Below are 15,992 nucleotides of genomic sequence, written 5' to 3' on the forward strand. Positions count from 1 at the left end.
ATACGTGGCACGGGAAAGCGAGGCACCAGGATACGAATCAACGCGGCAGCCTGGGGAAATTCAGGCAACCGAAGCAACGGACAAGCAACACATAGCATTACACGGAGACACATCATGGCAAGCGTAACTCTGCGCAACATCCGGAAGGCGTACGACGACAACGAAGTGATGCGCGACATCAACCTCGATATCGCCGACGGCGAGTTCGTCGTGTTCGTGGGCCCGAGCGGTTGCGGTAAATCAACGCTAATGCGGATGATCGCCGGCCTCGAAGATATCAGCGGCGGCGATCTGACCATCGACGGCATGCGCGTGAACGACGTCGCACCCGCCAAGCGCGGCATTGCGATGGTGTTCCAGTCGTACGCGCTGTATCCGCACATGACGCTGTACGACAACATGGCGTTCGGCCTGAAACTCGCCGGCACCAAGAAGCCGGAAATCGACGCGGCCGTGCGCAACGCGGCGAAGATCCTGCACATCGACCATCTGCTCGACCGCAAGCCGAAGCAGTTGTCCGGCGGACAGCGTCAGCGCGTGGCGATCGGCCGCGCGATCACGCGCAAGCCGAAAGTGTTCCTGTTCGACGAACCGCTGTCGAATCTCGACGCCGCGTTGCGCGTGAAGATGCGCCTCGAATTCGCGCGTCTGCATGACGAACTGAAGACCACGATGATCTACGTGACGCACGATCAGGTCGAAGCCATGACGCTTGCGGACAAGATCGTCGTGCTGTCGGCGGGCAATCTGGAGCAGGTCGGCAGCCCGACCATGCTGTATCACGCGCCGGCCAACCGTTTTGTAGCGGGATTCATCGGTTCGCCGAAGATGAATTTCATGGAAGGGGTGGTGCAGTCGGTCACGCACGACGGCGTCACGGTGCGCTATGAAACCGGCGAGACACAGCGCGTCGCAGTGGAGCCCGCCGCGGTGAAGCAGGGCGACAAAGTGACGGTCGGCATTCGCCCCGAGCATCTGCATGTCGGCATGGCCGAGGACGGCGTTTCGGCCCGCACCATGGCGGTCGAATCGCTCGGCGACGCGGCGTATCTGTATGCAGAGTCGAGCGTTGCGCCTGACGGGCTGATCGCGCGGATTCCGCCGCTCGAGCGGCATACCAAGGGCGAGACGCAAAAACTCGGCGCGACGCCGGAGCATTGCCATTTGTTCGACAGCGCTGGGAAAGCATTTCAGCGAAAGATCGTCGAAGTGCTGGCCGCGTAAGTTCTCCAAGGGCCGCCTTCTTGCGGCCCTGACTTCCGAACGCTGCAACGACTCTATGCCGCGCCCTTCGAGCGCGGCATTTTTTTCATCAGTAATGCGTGGCTGCGTTGCTCGATAGATCCATCCTGATCAATCGAGCGACGCGCAAGCGCTAACGTCCCGCCTATCCCATCTGCTCACCGCAACAGCTCGCCGCATCCGGTCAACCGCGTTTATCGTGATCGTCACGGTCATGTCATGAATAGTCATCGCCTCGCGAACGCCTAAAGAAAATAGCATGGGGACTGAAATCTTCTTCCCATCAACAGGCATTCGAGCGAACGTGACCCACTCTCTTCAAGATGTTCTTACACCACCGCCACGACGTAAATTCATTGCCGATGTCGCCCGGCTCTCGGTGGCTGGAGTCGTGACCGGATGGACGCCGGTTTATCAGATCGCCGCGCACGCGCAAGGCGCCGCGCCTGTTCCGGCCAATTTTCCCACCGGTATTCCGCTGTATAAACAGGCATTCCAGAATTGGAGCGGTGAAATCGCGATAGCGGACGTCTGGACAGCGTCGCCCGACACGCCCGCTGCTGTCGTCACGATTGTCAATTGGGCGCGCGCGAACGGATATCGCATCAGGCCGCGCGGCTATATGCACAACTGGTCCCCGCTGACGATCGACCGGACCAGCGGGGCGTCACAAGTCGTCCTGCTCGACACGACGAGGTCGCTCAACGCAGTAACCGTGGACACGTCATCTCAGCCCGCACGCGTCACCGCGCAAACCGGCATTTCGATGGAGGCGTTACTCGCCACGCTGGAAAAATTCGGTCTGGGCGTGACGGCCTCGCCAGCTCCAGGTGACATTACGCTAGGCGGCGCTCTTGCGATCGGTGCGCACGGAACAGCCATACCCGCTTCCGGCGAAACCGCTTTGAAGGGGCATACCTACGGCTCGTTGAGCAATCTGATCCTGTCGCTGACGGCGGTCGTGTTCGATGCCCAGAAACAGCAGTATGCGCTGCGCACGTTCAAGCGAACCGATCCGGACATCGGTGCGTTCCTCGTTCATCTCGGCCGCGCGTTGATCGTCGAGGCGACGCTCGAAGCGGGCGTCAACCAGCGGCTGCGCTGCCAGAGTTTCGTGGATATTCCGGCATCCGAACTGTTCGCCCCGGCGAAGTCCGGGGGACGTACGATCGAATCGTTCCTCGACCGCACAGGCCGGATGGAGGCGATCTGGTTTCCGTTCACGAGTTGCCCGTGGCTCAAGGTGTGGACGGTGCAATCCCGCAAGCCGCTCTTCTCGCGGGAGGTAACGAAGCCCTATAACTATTCATTTTCCGATTCCATCCCGCAGCCGCTGGCGGAGCTGATCAAACGCATCGTGATCGGGGGGGAACGCCACCTGACGCCGGCTTTTGGGCAACTGCAGATGGGTATCGTCGTGGCGGGGCTGGGCGTCACGTTCAGTGGCGACATCTGGGGCTGGTCGCGCAACGTTCTGCAATACGTCCGTCCTTCGACGCTGCGCGTGACCGCAAACGGCTACGCCGTGCTTGCCCGGCGTGCTGACGTGCAACGCGTCATCTACGAGTTCGTGCAGTTCTACCAGAACCGGGTCGAGGCCTACAGGCAACGCGGCGAATACCCAATGAATGGCCCTGTCGAAATCCGCGTGACCGGGCTCGACCAACCGGCCGATGTCGGGCCGGGTGCCGCCACACCGTCGCTTGCCGCACTCAAGCCGCGCCCAGACCATCCGGAGTGGAACATCGCCGTCTACTTCGACATTTTGACGATGCCCGGCACGCCGGCGGCGAACAGTTTCTATCGGGAAATCGAGCAGTGGATGATGTCGAACTACGCAGGCTCATATGCGACCGTGCGCCCCGAATGGTCGAAAGGCTGGGCCTATACGAATGCCGCCGCGTGGCAGGACAGCGTGATGATTGGCAGCACGATTCCGAATCTGTATTCCGAGGGGCAGCCGTCAGGGGCCAGCTGGAACACGGCGCGCAATACGCTTGACCGCCACGATCCGCACCGCATCTTTTCTTCCACGCTGCGTGACTGTCTGCTCCCTTAACGCAGGCGGCGAGCGCGTCCGAGCGATCGGCAGCGGACCCGCTTTCAACCGGCTCCAGCATTGAACGGCGACTCGTCGCGAGCCGCTGACCAATACCCGGCCAGACGGGTTATCTGGCACGCAAAATCAACAGAGGAAATCAGCATGCAACGACTCACGTCGACGAAAATCGACACGTATTTTTCCAGTGCGCGATTCAGCAATTCGAATGCTTCGGACGTGCCCTCTGCCCCGTCCACGTGCGGTGGTCACGAGCGTGAGCAGCGGAGGTCGGGGTTTAACGCCACCTTCGGCAATACGGAACGCCACTGCGCTGGCTCCAGCGCCACTCGCGAACGGGTACGCGACTCAGATGCCATGAGCGCAAGCTCGATGGTCACCAGCCGGAACGGGATGTCGACGTCTTCCTATCCTTCCAGATGCGGCAAGCCTGACCAATCTGCGGACTCGAACATGAAGAGCGTGAACAGTTTGATCGGCTCAGCGATGATCGACTGCGTGTCCAGGAGCAACGACTTTCTGAATACGCCGCTCATTTCCTCGGTCGGCCAGCTGTTCAACCTGGCCGGCCCCTGCGGGCGGATTTGCCACGTCTTGCCCGATCTGGCAGGTTATGCCGTTTCCAAGGCGGTGGCCGATATGGGTCGGGCGCTAGGCGGTACCGGCTCGCCGAACTACCACTTCGAGCACGAGTGGGTGCCCGGCGGCACGTCCCCGGCGCGGGCCTGATCCCTTCGGCATGCGCAGTCGGTCATGTCCGATGATGTTGTTGTTTCGCGGCGAACCGGCGAGCGGCAAAATCCCGGCACGACGCCCGAGCATTGCCATTTGTTCGACAGCGCAGGCAAAGCATTCCAGCGTAAGATCGTTGAAGTGCTAGCCGCGTGACGATTGGGAAAGCGGCGGGCGCGCCGCTTTCCTTTTCAATCACGCTCTGGAACGCTCATGCCCGCCTATGTCGTCATTACGCGCGAGAAAACGCTCGATCCCGCCAAACTGGAAGAGTACAAACAGGTTGCGCCTGCAACCTTCGAGCAGCATCCGGTGATGATGCTGGCGAGCCATGGGCGCAGGGAAGTGGTGGAAGGTCCGGCGATCGAAGACATTCTGATCCTCGAATTCACCAGCTACGATGAAGCGCTCGCCTGGTATCACAGCCCGGAGTATCAGGCCGTCAGCGACACGCGCCTGCAAGGCGCCGACTATCGCATCATCATCACCGAAGGCTTGCCGGTCATGTAAGACGAACGTGGACCGCTTTCAGCGCTGCGTCCGACGGTGTGCGAACTTCCGCTCAGGCTTCGAGCGCGGCTCGCGCGCACGACTCGTCGGTGACCAGTCCGGAGAGCCAGCCGCCTTTGAGCACCGCAATCAGCGCCTCGCGCTTGCGCTCGCCGCCGGCGAAGCCGATGGTGGGACGCCGTGGCGGCGAATCCAGTGCGATGCTCGTCACGCGCCGGCCGATCGGCGATTCGACGTGCGCGCCGGCCGAATCGATCGGCAGTCCGAGCATTTCGGCCACCGCGCCGTTCTGCATCAATTCCTTCACTTCCGCCGACGTAATGAAGCCGTCTTCGTGCAACGGACAATTCGGCCCGATATTGCCGATGCCGACGAACGCCACGTCGGCCTGCGCCGACAGCGATTCGACGATCCGGTACAGCCGGTGATTGCACCACTGCGCGCGCTCCGCTTCGCTATCGGCGAGCAGCGGCGCGGGCAGCAGAAAATGCTTGCCGCCGGTCTTCTCCGAAATGTGCAGCGCGACGTCGTAGCGGTTCGAGGAGCCGTCCTGGGCGATCGCCCCGACCATGGATACCAGCCGGTGTTGCGGACGGTCCAGTTGCGCGATCTGATCGACCGCGGCCTTCAGCGTCCGGCCGCTGCTCACCGCGACCACCATCGGCTTTTCCTCGCCGAGATAGCGCTCCATCACCTGCGCGCCGGCCACCGCCAGCTTGCGGTCGACTTCCTCCGACGTATCGCTGTCGACCGGCACCACTTCGCACATGCTCAGACCGTAGCGCTTCGACAGTTGATCGGCGAGCGCGAGGCAATCGGCCAGTTGATGATCGACGCGCACGCGAATCAGATTCTTTTCCACCGCGAAGGCGACCAGCCGCTGCGCGACCGGACGCGACACCTGGAGTTTTTCGGCGATCTCGTTCTGGGTATTGCCGGCGACGTAGTAGAGCCACGCGGCGCGGGTAGCAAGATCTAATTTTTCTGTGGACTTGGGCACGGTGACGGTTCGCTTGAAGTGCGCCGATGATAGCAGCCGGTCTGCGCGCTTTAATTGCACCTGGCGCGCAAACCGGTGGCGGATTGCCGGTCAGGCAAGCGGTTGCCGCGCGGGGTCGAACAGCGGCCGCACATGGCGATAGAGTGCGCGATACGCTTCGAGTCGCGCGCGCAATTCGGCGTGGCGGCGCGGGTTCGGTGTGAACTCCTTTTCGATCGGCGGCTTGGTCAGCACCGTGGCCGGATCGCCGCCGGCCGCCAGCCAGCCGAGACGTGCCGCGCCGAGCGCCGCGCCGGTTTCGCCGCCGCCGTGCTTGCGCGTCGCCGTATCGAGCGAGTCGGCCAGCAATTGCGCCCAGTAGTCGCTGCGGGCGCCGCCGCCGAGCAGGGATAGCGCCTTCGCTTCGGTGCCGGCCGCGCGCAGCGCGTCGAGGCCGTCGGTGAGCGCGAGCGTGACGCCTTCGAGTACCGCGTAGCCGAGCAGCGCGCGATCAGTTGCGTGATTCATGCCGAAGAACACGCCTTGCGCATACGGGTCGTTGTGCGGCGTGCGTTCGCCGGACAGATAGGGCAAAAAGAGCGGCGCGGTGTTCAACGCGTCGGCCGGGAGCGCCTCGATTTCGGCAAGCAGGGTCGGCTCGTCGGTGGAGGTGAGCTTGCAGACCCAGCGCAGGCAGCTCGCGGCGGACAGCACCACGCTCATCTGATGCCAGCGATCCGGAATCGCGTGACAGAACGCATGCACCGCCGAAGCCGGATTCGGCCGGAAGCTGTCGCCGACCACGCACAACACGCCCGACGTGCCGAGCGAAACGAAGCCGTCGCCGGGTTGCGTCGCGCCGATGCCGATCGCGCTGGTGGCGTTGTCGCCACCGCCGGCCGCGACGATCACGCCGTCGCTCAGGCCGAATTCGCGCGCCACCTCGGGCAGCAGCGTGCCGGACGGCTCGCTGCCTTCGCACAGGCTCGGCATCTGCGCGCGTGACATGTTGCAGGCCGCGAGCAGCGAATCGGACCAGTCGCGTTTGGCGACGTCGAGCCACAGCGTGCCGGCCGCGTCCGATGGATCGGACACCTTGCCGCCGGTCAATTGCAGGCGCAAGTAATCCTTCGGCAGCAGCACGCAGGCGGTCCGCGCAAAAATGTCCGGCTCATGGCGCGCGACCCACAGCAGCTTCGGTGCGGTGAAGCCGGGCATGGCGAGATTGCCGGCCACGCTGTGCAACTCCGGCGCGCGTTCGGTCAATTCCGCGCATTCCTTGTCGCTGCGCATGTCGTTCCATAGGATCGCGGGCCGCAACACGCGGTCCTGCGCGTCCAGCAGCACGGCGCCGTGCATCTGACCGGACAGGCCGATGCCGCGAATCTGCGCGAACTCGTCGGGATGTTTGGCGCGCAGGGCGGCGAGCGCGCTGCGCGTGCCCGCCCACCAGTCTTCGGGATTCTGCTCGGCCCAGCGCTGATGAGGGCGTGAAACGGTAAACGGCGAGCCTGCGGTGCCGATCACGCGTCCGTTGGAGGCGAGCAGCAGAACTTTCACTTCGGACGTGCCGAGGTCGATGCCGAGATACATGGGCGCGGAACCTTCGTCGTTAGAGATGCGCTACTTTAGCCGCACATGGCGCGCGGTGCCATGCGCATTAAGCCTGGCAGCGCGTGTTTCGATGCCGCGCGACGCGCGGCGCTTGTTGAGCTCAATGGATGAGGCTGGCGCGGTCGGCGCTCAAATCGCGCCGCGTTTGGCCAGCCATACATCGACACGCGCCAGTGCGCCCTCCAGCGCCGACTCCAGTTCCGGCGTCTGCGCCATGCTGCCCCATAGCAGCCGGTCGGCGGCGAACGCTTTCAACGGATCGGGCGCCGCGAAAAAGCCGCGCGCCACGCGCTCGTCCATCACGCCATCCTGATACGTATACGGCAGCTTGCCGGCGTTCCAGCGTTCGAGAAAGCGGAAGAACAGCGCGGGCAGCATCGCCGTCGCCGCCGGTGTGGCGCCGCGCTCGAAGCATTCCGTCAACGTCGGCGCGATAAAGCCTGGCAACTTCGAAAAGCCGTCCGCCGCCACGCGCTGGTTCGTGTCCTGGATATACGGATTGCTGAAGCGCTCCAGCACCACATCGCGATACCGTTCGAGATCGAGCGGACTCGGTGTGAGACACGGAATCACGTCTTCCGTGACGTAGTCGAAGGCGAATCGATTGATGTCCGCGTCGAGCGTGCCTTCGTGAATGTAGTTCAGCCCGACCAGCGTACCCGCCCATGCGATGCAGCTGTGCGGCGCATTGAGAATGCGGATCTTCGCTTCTTCGTACGGCATCACCGAGTCGACCAGTTCCGCGCCGACCTTTTCCCATGCCGGGCGGCCCGCGATAAACCGGTCCTCGATCACCCACTGAATGAACGCTTCGCCCATTACCGGGCAGGCGTCGTCGACGCCGGTGGCGGCCTTGACGCGTTCGCGCACATCCGGCGTGGGACGCGGCGTGATGCGATCGACCATCGAACTCGGACAGGCCGTGTTGTCGTCGAACCATTGCGCGAGTTCCTCCGCGCCGCGTCGTTCGAGAAACTCGCTCATGCCCGCGTGGAAGCGTTCGCCGTTGCTGCGCAGGTTGTCGCAGGTCTGCAGCGTGACGGGGCCCGCGCCGCGTTTCATGCGCGCGTCGAGAATCGCTGCGAGCGCGCCGTAAATGGTGGTGTGGCCGCCCTCGAGGTCGGCGGCGAGATCGGCGTTGGCGGTGTCGAGTTCGTCATCTTCGTCGAGGTAATAGCCGCCTTCGGTGACGGTGAACGCGATGATCTTGCAGGCCGGGTCGGCGCCCGCTTCGATCAGCGCGTCGAGGCTTTCGGTCCACGGCACGACGCGCTCGATCGAGCGAATGGTTTCGTACGCGCGCTCACCTTGGGGCGTGACGGTCTCGAGTGTGTAGACGCCGTTTTGCGCGGCGAGCGCTTCGAGCACCGCATTCATATCGCTGCGGATGTTGCCGACCGTCAGCGACCAGTGCGGCTCGCCGGGCACCTTGGCCTCGTTCAACCGATGCAGATACCACGCCTGATGCGCGCGATGAAACGATCCCGCGCCGATGTGCAGGATCACGTGTGCGGCAGCGCCGCTGCCTTGCCCGCTGTTCATGTGCGTCTCCTGAATGTCCTTGCTCGCACGATTCGAAGCGTGCGTTTTTTTCGTGAGTGCCTCCAACCAGACGCATCGCGTCCGCGCCCCGGGTAGCGAAGAAACCTGGAAGGCCTGGCGTTGTCTCGGTATGGAGCATTTGCTCTGTGTGTGAGCGAATGATCGTACCGGCTGAAACGAAAGTCAAGGCGGAGCCACAGGCTTTTTTGTGGCGCAGCGCGGCGCAGCGGGGCTTTTCGACGTGGCTCGCGGGACGCCGTTGTGTGGTGGAAGTGCGTTGCCGCATGTATTGCGTTGCATCAAATTTGACAGGCGATGCGCCAGGACTAACCCGAATGCAAAAAAGTATCGATCCGCGGTTTCATTTTTAGTGGTGAAGAGCGCGTTAGAGGGTTACGGTTCGCTATATAAGACAAAGACCGGCGGCGCCGTTGGCAGGCCGCTTCATGGAGGCAGACAGTGCAACCCGATCTCGAACTCGTGGCCGTGCGCCGCGACGAATCGTTCAAAGTGTGGTCGCACGGTTATCCGTATCGCACCGTGCGTTGGCACTTTCATCCCGAATACGAGATTCATCTGATCGTGGCGACGACCGGCAAGATGTTCGTCGGCGATCACATCAGCAGCTTCACGCCTGGCAATCTGGTGCTGATCGGACCGAACTTGCCGCACAACTGGGTGAGTGAAGTGCCGCAAGGGGAAAGCATTGCGCAGCGCAATCTGGTCGTGCAGTTCGGGCAGGAGTTCGTGTCGAGCTGCGTTGAGAGTTTTCCGGAGTGGCGTCAGGTCGAGGCACTGCTCGCGGATTCACGGCGTGGCGTGTCGTTCGGTGCGCAGACGAGCGCGGCGATCCAGCCGCTGTTTCTTGAGTTGCTGGCGGCGCGTGGGTTGCGTCGGCTCGTGCTGTTCATGTCGATGCTCGACATTCTGGTGAACGCTGAAGATCGTGAGATGCTGGCGAGTCCTGCTTATCAGGCCGATCCTGGGGGGTTTGCTTCGACCCGGATCAATCATGTCCTCACTTATATCGGGGGGAATCTCGCTAGTGAGTTGCGGGAGTCGGATCTCGCGCAGCTCGCGGGGCAAAGTGTCAGCGCGTTTTCGCGGTATTTTCGGCGGCATACTGGCTTGCCGTTTGTGCAGTATGTGAATCGGATGCGGATCAATCTGGCTTGTCAGTTGCTCACCGAAGATGAGTTGAGCGTTACTGATATTTGTTTCAAGGCGGGGTTTAATAACTTGTCGAATTTCAACCGGCAGTTTCTGGCGGTGAAGGGGATGGCGCCTTCAAAGTTTCGGCGTTATCAGCAGTTGAATGGGGCTAGTCGTGATGGTTCCGAAGGAGGGGTGGGGCGGTCGATGGTTGTTTGAGGTGGGGGGGGCATGCGCAAGGGGATGACTGCTGGTTTCTGGTTTTAGGGTTTTGGCCTTTCCTTGATTTGTTTGTGGTCTATTAGCGTTGCCCCTGTGCGGGGCGGCACCTACTTTCTTTGCCGCGGCAAAGAAAGTAGGCAAAGAAAGCCGCTTTGAACCGCCAGCCCATAAGCGGGTCCCTCGCGCAGCCACGGTAGTGGTGCATCTGGAATCTGTGTTCTCGCACATTCGGCGGCAGTGACAAGGGCGTCATACTTCCCGCCTCGCGCTCCGCGCTCGCCGGAACGGGTGGCTCAAAACCTGCGCGATTGTCGGGGAGAGGTGGGGGCCGTCGGCTTCGCCTCGGCGAAAAGGCCGTTAATGCCTTCCGGTCTGCGAGTAGTGGGTCGCTCTCAATGTGCCGCTGCACTTCGACACGCGAGCGTTTTGAATCGTATTCGCCCGTTCTCCATCAGCTTCGTTGCGCCAATACGTTCGCGGCCTTCTGACGCCCTTCGTGTCGCCTTCATCAACAGGTCTGCTGCATGACGTGCCGTAATCCGGCTTTGAGGGATTCCCTTCGCGTCCAGCGCGATCACCTGGTACAGTTCACGGTCAATCTCAACCTCGCGCTGGTAATCCTCGCCAGTGTCGAGCAGTAACTCCAGCAACTTTCGCTGTTGCTGCCTCTCCTCTCTCGTCACAGCCGGACTCCTAACTATCGAAGCCAAAAGCGTGACTAACTTGTCCAGTTGACTCAGTTGCCTTTCAATCAGTCCGAATGCGGACAGCGCGAGTTTCTCGTATTGAAGTGCGTCAACAGGTGGGCGCGATGTGGTTCGTGAATGCTTGGCTGATTTACTCATGGCGCGATCTCCCTGAAACTTGACTGGATCGCCCGACAGTCGCTTGCGCGGTGGTGAGCGGGCACATTGATGGGTTTAGCAGACCGGTGCGTAGTACCAGAAACCGGCGAGCCGCGAGGCTCCCCCACCATGGCCCGCCCATCGAAGAAAGGCGTGCAAAGGCAGCCGCACATTTGCTTGCACAAACGCACGGGATACTACGCATAACAGGCTGCTATACCTGCTGTCGTGAAGCACACGACAAGAATGAGTTTAATCACATCGCTTCGCACGTGATCACCTGAACAAGCTAAAAAGCGCACACCACGTCGATTTCTGAAATTTCCTGGAGGAGTGCGCGAATAAAAGACTACAGCGCGCGAGAAGTGTCAGGGCAGAAACGCGTTGATTATCAAATAGCGAGCCGGCTGTTTGGGGCGTGTGACGATCATCCTCTCGCGCGCGATCATTCCAGCGCTGCTATCAGCGTCACGACCCTTGAGCTTTTTGAGGCTCAAACCGAGCGATTCGAGTGCGGGTGACACGTGTAAAACGATGCCGTTGCGTGGCACCGCCGAGGCGAAGCCGAGGGCTCCCACCGCGCACCGATAGAACCCTTGGTTTTGAACAGACCCTTCCGGCGAGCGCGCAGTGCGAGGCGGGAAGAATGACGGCCTTGTCACATGCGTCGAATGTGCGAGAACACGGATTCCAGATGGACCACTACCGTGGCTGTGCGGGGGACCCGCTTAAGGGCTGGCGGTTCAAAGCGGCTTTCTTTGCCTACTTTCTTTGCCGCGGCAAAGAAAGTAGGTGCCGCCCCGCACAGGGGCAACGCGAATAGACCACAAACAAATCAAGGAAAGGCCAACCCCCAAAGAGCACACCCCAAAAAAAGACCAGCCGCCGAGGCAAATGCCCTAACTACAGCATAGTCCTAACATGCCAAAGCTCAGGAAACAAAACCACATCTAACATCTTGCGCAGATAAGTAGCCCCACTAGTCCCACCGGTGCCCTGCTTAAACCCAATAATCCGCTCAACGGTAGTGACATGCCTGAACCGCCACTGCCGAAACGCATCCTCCAGATCGACGAGCTCTTCAGCCATCTCATACAGTTCCCAATACTGCGAAGGATTCCGATAAACCTCCAGCCAGGCCGCTTCAACAGAAGCATCATGCGCAGTAGGCTGTGTCCAGTCCCTCTCAAGCCGGGAAGGCGAAATCGCAAACCCACGCCGCGCCAGCAACCGCACCACTTCATCATAAAAAGAAGGCGCCTCCAGCGAAGCTGTCACCTCAGCCAGCACATCAGCCCGATGCGCATGCGGCTTCAGCATCAGCTCATTCTTATTGCCGAGTAAAAACTCGATCTGCCGATACTGATACGACTGAAACCCGGAAGAACTCCCCAAATAAGGCCGCATCGCCGTGTACTCGGACGGCGTCATCGTCGCGAGAACACTCCATGCCTGCACGAGCTGCTCCATGATCCGCGACACACGCGCGAGCATCTTGAACGCCGGCGGCAACTCATCGCGACGCACGGCCTGCAGCGCCGCCCGCAACTCATACAACGCGAGCTTCATCCACAACTCGCTCGTCTGATGCTGAATGATGAACAGCATCTCGTTATGATCCGGCGACAGCGGATGCTGCGCATCGAGCACCGTCCCGAGCGACAGATAATCGCCGTAACTCATCGACTCCGAAAAATCGAGCTGCGCGTCGTGCCAGCCATCGCCCGACTTAGCGGCGGAAACGGCCGGGGCGGCCGAATGTGAAGCCACACTCCCATGCCCGAACGGACATCCCTGTGCCGGTTTCTCTTCCGGCAACCCCGGTGTTTGCATGTGATCGGTCATCGCGCGCTCCTCAGGTCACAGCGCCGCGTGCGGCAAATTCAGGCGCACGCCAGGTCTCTTGCGTCAGGACATCGCGCAAGGTTTCCACGGCGTCCCACACGTCGACAAAGCGCGTATACAGCGGCGTAAAACCAAACCGCAGCACATGCGGTTCGCGATAATCGCCGATCACCCCGCGTGCAATCAACGCCTGCATCACCTCATAACCATGCGGATGTTCGAAGCTCGCATGCGAGCCGCGCTGCGCATGCTCGCGTGGGGTCACGAGCTTCAGCGGAAACTCGCCGCAACGCGTTTCAACGAGTTCGATGAACAGATCGGTCAACGCCAGCGACTTCTGGCGGATCGTCTGCATGTCGGTCTGCAGGAACACGTCGAGTCCGCATTCGACGAGCGACATCGACACCATCGGCTGCGTGCCGCACAAAAAGCGGCCGATGCCCTCGTCGGGCTGATACGCCGGATCCATCTTGAACGGCGCGCGATGTCCCCACCAGCCGGACAGCGGTTGCGAAAATTCGTTTTGATGGCGCTTGGGCACCCAGACGAACGCGGGCGAACCGGGGCCACCGTTCAGATACTTGTACGTGCAGCCGACCGCGTAATCCGCGCCAACGCCGTTCAGATCGACCGGCACCGCACCCGCTGAATGCGCGAGGTCCCACAGCGCGAGCGCGCCTTTGTCGTGGATCAGTTGGGTGAGTGCGGCCATGTCGTGCATGTAGCCGGTGCGGTAGTTCACGTGCGTGATCATCGCAATCGCGGTGTCGTCGCCGATCGCGGCAGGCAATTCGGAAGGATCGTCGACCAGACGCAATTCGTAGCCTCGGTCGAGCTGTTCGATCAGCCCCTGCGCAATGTAGAGGTCGGTCGGGAAATTCGAGCGCTCGGAAACGATCACGCGACGCTTCGGATCTCGCGCATTCGCCACCCGCACCGCGGCGGACAGCAGCTTGAACAGGTTGATCGAAATCGTATCGGTGACGACTACTTCGTCTTCGGCCGCGCCGATCAGCGGCGCGAGCTTGTTGCCGAGGCGGCGCGGCAGCGCGAACCAGCCCGCGGTGTTCCAGCTGCGAATCAGGCCTTCGCCCCATTCGGCGGCGATCACGGTCTGCGCGCGCTGCGCGGCGGCGGCCGGCGGCACGCCGAGGGAGTTGCCGTCGAGATAGATGGTCGTCGACGACAGCGCGAATTGATCGCGCAACGCCGCCAGCGGGTCGGCACTATCGAGCGCCAATGCTTCTTCACGGTGGTTCATGGTGATTCCGTCAGTCAGATCAGAGGTAGTCAGTGAGACTCGGGCAGCGCGCGCAATATTGCGCGCACCGGGCTTGCGTCGAGCGTGGTCAGCTTGAGCGGCAGCGCGATCAGTTCGTAGTCGCCGGGGGCGACGTCGTCGAGCACGATGCCTTCGAGAATCGCCATGCGATGCGCGCATATCCGGTGGTGAGCGTCCATCGTCTTCGACTCCTGCGGGTCGAGCGACGGCGTGTCGATGCCGATCAGCTTTACGCCGCGCGAAGCCAGCAGGTCGATCGTGTCCGGCGCGACTGCACAGAACGCGCTGTCCCAGGCCGTAGTCGGCGCGTTTCTGTAAGTGCGCAGTAAGACTCGCGGCGGCAGGTCGTCGAGCGAGCCATTCAGGTGTTGTGGCGTCACAACAGGCGCGGCGCCGATGCAATGAATCACGCGGCATCGGCCGAGGTACGCGTCGAGCGGGACTTCGCCGATCGCGGCGCCTTCGGCGTCGTAGTGCAGCGGGGCGTCGGTGTGCGCGCCCGTGTGCGGCGACAGCGTCAGCCGCGCGACGTTGACGGGCGAGCCCGCCTCCATGCGCCACACGCGCTCGATACCCACCGGCGTATCGCCCGGCCACACGGGCGTGGCGGTATCGACGGCGGGGGTGATGTCCCAGAGTGTTGGCATAGTCGCATCGGCGGTTTGTGTCTATCAGGGAATGATAGGTGGCTTGCCGCGAAATGTGATTGCGAAAAAATCTCCTTCTACGCCGTGTCTTGGAACATAATTTGATATAAATGGGAAAGGGAGACCGAATATGAACGCGATCTCGCTCGACGCCACCGATTGCCGTATCTTGACGGTGCTTCAGCAAGAAGGACGGATCAGCAATCTCGACCTCGCGGAGCGCATCTCGCTCTCGCCGTCAGCGTGCCTGCGACGCCTGCGGCTGCTCGAAGAGCAGGGCGTCATCGAACATTACCGCGCGTGTCTGAACCGCGAAGTGCTGGGTTTTGAACTGGAAGCGTTCGTGCAGGTGTCCATGCGCAACGACCAGGAGAACTGGCACGAGCGGTTTGCGGAAGCGGTGCGCGACTGGCCGGAAGTGGTCGGCGCGTTCGTGGTGACCGGCGAGACGCACTATCTGCTGCGAGTTCTCGCGCACAACCTCAAGCATTATTCGGATTTCGTGCTGCAGCGGCTCTACAAGGCGCCGGGCGTGATGGATATTCGTTCGAATATCGTGCTGCAGACTCTCAAGGAAGATTCGGGCGTGCCCGTCTCGTTAGTGAAGAAAAGCAGCGGGCACGGCGCCACGCATAACGATCGCTGAGCGCGAGGGCGGCCGCGCGGTCAAAGCGGCTTGAGTCCGTGAAACTGGCCGTTCTGAAAGACGAGCGGCGAGATCTCGGCGGCATTCTCATGCACGCCGCAGCGCTCCACTTCGCCGACGAAAATCACGTGGTCGCCTTCCTCGTAACGGCTGCGGTTATGGCATTCGAACCAGGCGAGCGCACCATTCAGCACCGGCATGCCGGTGTCGCCTTCCGCATGCGACACGCCTTCGAAGCGGTCGCCCTTGACGGTCGCAAAGCGTTTGCACAGATCGAGCTGCGACGCGGCCAGCACGTTGACCACGTAGTGACTATTGGCGCGGAATACGGGCATCGACGCCGAGCGCGTGGCGAGACTCCACAACACCAGCGGCGGATTGAGCGAAACCGAGTTGAACGAACTGGCCGTGATGCCGATCAATTGGCCGGATGCCGCGCGCGTTGTAATGACGGTGACACCGGTGGCGAATTGGCTGAGCGCCTGTTTAAAGGCGTTCTGGTCGAAGTTGGGCGGGCTGGCGCGCTTCATTGGGCGCAGGCCTCTGGCGCAAACCGGCTAAAGCCCGGGATGAAGCTGTCGCGCGCGCGGCCGAAAACAAATGATTCGAAAGTCATAGTGAAAATCGTCGATTTGTCCCAATTTTAACTGCAATCGCGGCGGATTGGCCGCGACC

The 15,992-nt window shown here is 61.7% G+C and carries 14 protein-coding genes and 1 pseudogene; 7 read left to right on the top strand and 8 right to left on the bottom strand.

Going from position 1 to position 15,992, the window contains the following annotated elements; all coding sequences use genetic code 11:
• Positions 1 to 114 precede the first annotated feature (114 nt).
• From P0D71_RS09460 to P0D71_RS09480, 5 genes are all read left to right on the top strand, one after another.
• Positions 115 to 1,224 carry an ABC transporter ATP-binding protein gene (locus P0D71_RS09460; RefSeq protein WP_091799482.1) on the top strand — a complete coding sequence of 370 codons (1,110 nt, stop codon included), beginning with the start codon at positions 115 to 117 and terminating at the stop codon, positions 1,222 to 1,224.
• A 277-nt stretch (positions 1,225 to 1,501) separates the two neighbouring features.
• On the top strand, positions 1,502 to 3,301 hold the full coding sequence (locus P0D71_RS09465; RefSeq protein WP_408479795.1) for a cholesterol oxidase substrate-binding domain-containing protein: 1,800 nt from the start codon (positions 1,502 to 1,504) through the stop codon (positions 3,299 to 3,301).
• A 144-nt stretch (positions 3,302 to 3,445) separates the two neighbouring features.
• Positions 3,446 to 4,030: a hypothetical protein gene (locus P0D71_RS09470; protein ID WP_408479796.1), complete on the top strand. Its 585-nt coding sequence runs from the start codon at positions 3,446 to 3,448 to the stop codon at positions 4,028 to 4,030.
• 24 nt (positions 4,031 to 4,054) lie between these two features.
• Positions 4,055 to 4,189, top strand: coding sequence for a hypothetical protein (locus P0D71_RS09475; protein WP_408479875.1), 135 nt, complete (start codon positions 4,055 to 4,057; stop codon positions 4,187 to 4,189).
• A 57-nt stretch (positions 4,190 to 4,246) separates the two neighbouring features.
• Complete coding sequence (locus P0D71_RS09480; RefSeq protein ID WP_011489704.1) at positions 4,247 to 4,543, top strand: DUF1330 domain-containing protein; 297 nt, start codon at positions 4,247 to 4,249, stop codon at positions 4,541 to 4,543.
• 52 nt (positions 4,544 to 4,595) lie between these two features.
• On the opposite strand, the gene P0D71_RS09485 is transcribed toward P0D71_RS09480, so the two are convergent.
• From P0D71_RS09485 to dalD, 3 genes are all read right to left on the bottom strand, one after another.
• Complete coding sequence (locus P0D71_RS09485) at positions 4,596 to 5,543, bottom strand: sugar-binding transcriptional regulator (protein ID WP_091799490.1); 948 nt, start codon at positions 5,541 to 5,543, stop codon at positions 4,596 to 4,598.
• 90 nt (positions 5,544 to 5,633) lie between these two features.
• Complete coding sequence (gene xylB / locus P0D71_RS09490) at positions 5,634 to 7,115, bottom strand: xylulokinase (protein ID WP_408479797.1); 1,482 nt, start codon at positions 7,113 to 7,115, stop codon at positions 5,634 to 5,636.
• Positions 7,116 to 7,265: 150 nt separating this feature from the next.
• Positions 7,266 to 8,678, bottom strand: a complete 1,413-nt coding sequence (dalD, locus tag P0D71_RS09495; protein WP_408186526.1) for a D-arabinitol 4-dehydrogenase — start codon at positions 8,676 to 8,678, stop codon at positions 7,266 to 7,268.
• A 459-nt stretch (positions 8,679 to 9,137) separates the two neighbouring features.
• Here dalD and P0D71_RS09500 point away from each other — a divergent pair.
• Positions 9,138 to 10,034, top strand: a pseudogene (locus P0D71_RS09500) (AraC family transcriptional regulator); the annotation flags it as partial.
• Between the two features lie 410 nt (positions 10,035 to 10,444).
• On the opposite strand, the gene P0D71_RS09505 reads toward P0D71_RS09500, so the two are convergent.
• The 4 genes from P0D71_RS09505 to kynB form a co-directional block, all read right to left on the bottom strand.
• Positions 10,445 to 10,897 carry a hypothetical protein gene (locus tag P0D71_RS09505; RefSeq protein ID WP_408479798.1) on the bottom strand — a complete coding sequence of 151 codons (453 nt, stop codon included), beginning with the start codon at positions 10,895 to 10,897 and terminating at the stop codon, positions 10,445 to 10,447.
• 903 nt (positions 10,898 to 11,800) lie between these two features.
• Positions 11,801 to 12,742, bottom strand: coding sequence for a tryptophan 2,3-dioxygenase (gene kynA, locus P0D71_RS09510; RefSeq protein WP_408479799.1), 942 nt, complete (start codon positions 12,740 to 12,742; stop codon positions 11,801 to 11,803).
• Between the two features lie 10 nt (positions 12,743 to 12,752).
• A complete protein-coding gene (gene kynU, locus P0D71_RS09515) occupies positions 12,753 to 14,003 on the bottom strand; it encodes a kynureninase (protein ID WP_408188001.1) in 1,251 nt (416 codons plus the stop codon).
• A 29-nt stretch (positions 14,004 to 14,032) separates the two neighbouring features.
• Positions 14,033 to 14,671 (bottom strand): arylformamidase, encoded by a 639-nt coding sequence (gene kynB, locus P0D71_RS09520; protein WP_408479800.1) that lies wholly within the window; start codon positions 14,669 to 14,671, stop codon positions 14,033 to 14,035.
• Between the two features lie 130 nt (positions 14,672 to 14,801).
• Here kynB and P0D71_RS09525 point away from each other — a divergent pair, with 130 nt between their 5' ends.
• Positions 14,802 to 15,317: an Lrp/AsnC family transcriptional regulator gene (locus P0D71_RS09525; RefSeq protein WP_091799504.1), complete on the top strand. Its 516-nt coding sequence runs from the start codon at positions 14,802 to 14,804 to the stop codon at positions 15,315 to 15,317.
• A 20-nt stretch (positions 15,318 to 15,337) separates the two neighbouring features.
• Here the strand turns inward: P0D71_RS09525 and P0D71_RS09530 are convergent, their stop codons facing one another.
• Positions 15,338 to 15,847 (bottom strand): flavin reductase family protein, encoded by a 510-nt coding sequence (locus P0D71_RS09530; protein ID WP_408479801.1) that lies wholly within the window; start codon positions 15,845 to 15,847, stop codon positions 15,338 to 15,340.
• Positions 15,848 to 15,992: the final 145 nt, after the last annotated feature.

Source organism: Paraburkholderia sp. RL17-383-BIF-A, assembly GCF_046028015.1.
Lineage (GTDB): Bacteria > Pseudomonadota > Gammaproteobacteria > Burkholderiales > Burkholderiaceae > Paraburkholderia.

Coding starts and splice junctions, on each gene's coding strand:
- P0D71_RS09460 (WP_091799482.1), top strand. CDS start 115: ATGGCAAGCGTAACTCTGCGCAACATCCGGAAGGCGTACGACGACAAC.
- P0D71_RS09465 (WP_408479795.1), top strand. CDS start 1,502: ATGGGGACTGAAATCTTCTTCCCATCAACAGGCATTCGAGCGAACGTG.
- P0D71_RS09470 (WP_408479796.1), top strand. CDS start 3,446: ATGCAACGACTCACGTCGACGAAAATCGACACGTATTTTTCCAGTGCG.
- P0D71_RS09475 (WP_408479875.1), top strand. CDS start 4,055: ATGTCCGATGATGTTGTTGTTTCGCGGCGAACCGGCGAGCGGCAAAAT.
- P0D71_RS09480 (WP_011489704.1), top strand. CDS start 4,247: ATGCCCGCCTATGTCGTCATTACGCGCGAGAAAACGCTCGATCCCGCC.
- xylB (WP_408479797.1), bottom strand. CDS start 7,115: ATGTATCTCGGCATCGACCTCGGCACGTCCGAAGTGAAAGTTCTGCTG.
- dalD (WP_408186526.1), bottom strand. CDS start 8,678: ATGAACAGCGGGCAAGGCAGCGGCGCTGCCGCACACGTGATCCTGCAC.
- P0D71_RS09505 (WP_408479798.1), bottom strand. CDS start 10,897: ATGAGTAAATCAGCCAAGCATTCACGAACCACATCGCGCCCACCTGTT.
- kynA (WP_408479799.1), bottom strand. CDS start 12,742: ATGACCGATCACATGCAAACACCGGGGTTGCCGGAAGAGAAACCGGCA.
- kynU (WP_408188001.1), bottom strand. CDS start 14,003: ATGAACCACCGTGAAGAAGCATTGGCGCTCGATAGTGCCGACCCGCTG.
- kynB (WP_408479800.1), bottom strand. CDS start 14,671: ATGCCAACACTCTGGGACATCACCCCCGCCGTCGATACCGCCACGCCC.
- P0D71_RS09525 (WP_091799504.1), top strand. CDS start 14,802: ATGAACGCGATCTCGCTCGACGCCACCGATTGCCGTATCTTGACGGTG.
- P0D71_RS09530 (WP_408479801.1), bottom strand. CDS start 15,847: ATGAAGCGCGCCAGCCCGCCCAACTTCGACCAGAACGCCTTTAAACAG.